This is a genomic window from Campylobacter showae CC57C, assembly GCF_000344295.2.
GTDB classification, from domain to species: domain Bacteria; phylum Campylobacterota; class Campylobacteria; order Campylobacterales; family Campylobacteraceae; genus Campylobacter_A; species Campylobacter_A showae_B.
Genome location: NZ_AOTD01000081.1, coordinates 1 through 3,235, shown reverse-complemented (window position 1 = coordinate 3,235; position 3,235 = coordinate 1). Strand labels below are relative to the sequence as shown.

The 3,235-nt window shown below is 37.0% G+C and carries 4 protein-coding genes; all 4 read left to right on the top strand.

Annotation, left to right across the window (positions count from 1 at the left end; genetic code table 11):
• Positions 1–606: 606 nt before the first annotated feature.
• On the top strand, positions 607–1,422 hold the full coding sequence (locus tag H740_RS03305) for a DUF932 domain-containing protein (RefSeq protein ID WP_002951284.1): 816 nt from the start codon (positions 607–609) through the stop codon (positions 1,420–1,422).
• Between the two features lie 9 nt (positions 1,423–1,431).
• Positions 1,432–2,022: a hypothetical protein gene (locus H740_RS03300; RefSeq protein ID WP_002951282.1), complete on the top strand. Its 591-nt coding sequence runs from the start codon at positions 1,432–1,434 to the stop codon at positions 2,020–2,022.
• Positions 2,023–2,033: 11 nt separating this feature from the next.
• Entirely contained in the window at positions 2,034–2,735 is a 702-nt protein-coding gene (locus H740_RS03295; RefSeq protein WP_002951281.1) for a Rad52/Rad22 family DNA repair protein, read from the top strand.
• A 205-nt stretch (positions 2,736–2,940) separates the two neighbouring features.
• On the top strand, positions 2,941–3,235 hold a 295-nt coding region (locus H740_RS03290; RefSeq protein WP_002951279.1), incomplete at its 3' end, for a YagK/YfjJ domain-containing protein.

Here is a 3,235-nt window from a genome sequence, read left to right as displayed (position 1 = left end):
AAGATCGGCTCCAAGAATTTTATCAGTAGGCAAGTCTTGATTTTGTTCTTGGAAAGCAACACCCTGCCCGCCCTAAACTAACTAAAACCACTACAAATTAAGCAATATCATCCTTTTTATTTTACGCACCTACAAAACACCCCCGCTTTAACAAGGTATAAAAATCTCCACCTATGGCTAATCTGCTATAGGTGGAGATGGGGTCAAAATGAAAAAATTTCAATTATATATTATTTATATAGGCATATAGAGATATATCGCCATTTCACTTTTTTAAGGAGCTGATATGGTAAATCATTGCTTTTTACCGAACAAAAGGCCGTCTTGGTTCAAAAGACTAATCCATAAACTACTACGTCTAAAACACAAAAGGAACAGATATGAGTTCTAGCGTGGTTAGCATGGGCGATAATTCGCCGACGGCAAGAATAAGAGGTTTTGGATATTTTCCAATCGATAGCGTAAATTTTAAATTACATTTTCAAGGGGTGTGAAATGGGAGTTTTTTTAGAGATAGTGATAGCCGTCGCTAAGATAATCAAGGATAGTGTGAATGAGTAGTGTAGCTATTTGCAGCAAAATCATAGTCAAAAGGAGAAACGAAAAATGACTATATCAAACGAACCGCTCACTAATGAGCAATTAGAGCAACTGGCTCCGTCTTTGTTTGCGGACGAACCGTATTTTGAAGCAAGCGACAAGTATCACTTTATATCTACGATCGACGTAATAAACGAGATCAGGGATTACGCTTGGTATCCCGTAGGCGTAAGCGAAGCAAACGTGAGAGACGAAAAAAAAGAGGGATTTCAAAAGCATTACGTAAGGTTTCGTCATCTAGACGATTTTTTAAACCCGGGAGAGAATGTAGTAGAGCTTTTACTGTTTAATTCGCACGATAGAAGCAAATGCTTTAGTATAAGCGCGGGCGTATTTAGATTCGTTTGCGCTAACGGCCTAGTGGTATCAGACGAAGTATTCGAGTCTTACCAAATAAAACACTTGGGCGACAAAGAAAACGACGTATCGATCGCTATAAACAAAATAGCCAAAGCCAAATACGATATTTTGAACAAAATAAAGCTATTTAGCAAAATACCGCTAACCCAAGACGATAAAGCAAGCTTTGCCAAGGCTGCGATCCCGTTAAGATTTGAAAAGCATTTAGAGGTGGATTATAGAGATTTATTGGTTCCGCACAGAATAGAAGACGAGAAGGACGACCTGTATACTACCTTTAACACCATCCAGGAACATTTGATTAGGGGCAACATTAGCGGAGTTAACGCCGAAACAAATAGGCGATTTACTAGCAAGATTATAAAATCGATTTCTACCGATACCGATATAAACAAGAAGCTTTGGAATATGGCAGAAAACATCGCCAAGATCAAAGCTACTCAAAACAAGTTGATAGCATAAGGTAGAAAAATGAAATTTATAAACTACAAGCTGCAATCCGAGATAGAACGCTTAAACGAAAATAAGCCTACACAAAATTTTAAAGAGTATCTTAAAGGCATCCTAGAAAACAATAGTACGAGCTACTTTCAAAAATGCGACTACTTAGGGTTATCTCTAGACGAGATTAAAAATAAAATAGACATTTTATCTCAAGACATACAAGAGCTTCAAACTCTGAAACGAAACTTAACACAAGCGCTAGAGATCGCAAAAGAGATAGCGGCGGAAGTTTTCTTGGAAAACGGTATCGACAGAATAGAAGGTAACGTAATCTCATCTTTAACTCTGATTAAAGAAAACGTAAAGACAAAAGACGAAATCAAGATTAAAGACGAGGCTGCGTTAATGAGCCTAGGCTACGTAAAATTTAGCCTTGACATGGAGGCCATAGAAGAAGGACTAAAAGACGGTAGACGAGACGAGATAAAGGATTTTGCGGAAATTTCGGTCGTTACCACCGTTTGTCCAGCCAAAATCAAGGTTAATAAAAAAAGAGATGTCAAACCTAACAATATCAATATGCTCCCAGCAGACGGCGAGCTTCCAAAAGCTGTTTAAAAGGATATTAGATGTTTAACGAAAAGCAAATTAAAATACTACAAGAAGAACTAGATAGTAGTAGGATAAAAACAAGAGAAAAGGCCAATATTAAATTATCCTACTTGGAAGGTTTTGACGTTATAGAAACCGCCAATAATATTTTTGGATTCGGGAGCTGGAGCTATAGCATCATTTCATTAGGACAAGTGTCACAAGAGACGAACAATAATCAAAATGCCGTCATTTGTTATAAAGCCGTAGTCAAGGTCGATGTATTTAGCTTGGATCATTCCAAATGCATTACTCGTCAAGATGTAGGATTTGGCACAGGGGTAGCCAAAAGTCTAGCAGACGCTCACGAAAACGGCGCAAAAGAGGCTGTAACCGATGCACTAAAAAGAAGCTTGCGGACATTTGGAAATCAGTTTGGTAATTCGCTGTACGATAAAACCAGAAACCATGCTGTATACAACACACCGTCTAATGTACCAAGAAATACCACAAAGCCAGCCATACCACAACAGCAAGTTGTGAGAGCAAGCGCATATAGTCAAAACGACGAGTATGCAACATTGCAAAATCTAGGACTAGAGGTTGTAGAGCAAAACGGCTTCTTGCTAGTTTCTGGGAAAGACGTCTTTGCAAAGAAAGATACAATAAAGGCACTTGGTTTTAGATGGAACGGAAGTAGTAAGCGATGGTATAAGTCCATTGATCCAAATGCTGCATAAATTTAATATATTCAAGGTCAAAAATGACTTTGGATATATTTTTTTGCCATAAGTATGTATATGTTTGATAGTTATAAACTTGCTAGATTACTTAATAGTTTTATCTAACAAATACCTAGATTTCTAGATGTTTTGATTTTAGCATAATAATTATTATTTAATTTATTTAAGTTTTAACCTATACAAAAATACCAAGGAGTCACTTATGGCAAAGAGAAAGCCAACACGTACAGAGCAAAGAAGGCAAGAGAGCTTAAACAGATACATTGACGCTCTTTTTAACAAAAATTCTAGACTAGATGCAATCAGGATCGATCTTTACTATAAGCAAGATAACGACAGCAAGGTATCGCTAGAAGAATTTGATCAAGATATAAATCATCTATATGCCAACAGGCGCAGCAATGCCATATTTAAAAACATTGTAGGCTATGTTATAAAAATGGAAAGCACCAATAACAACAATTATCCGGTATTATGTAGCATTCGCACAAAAAAGT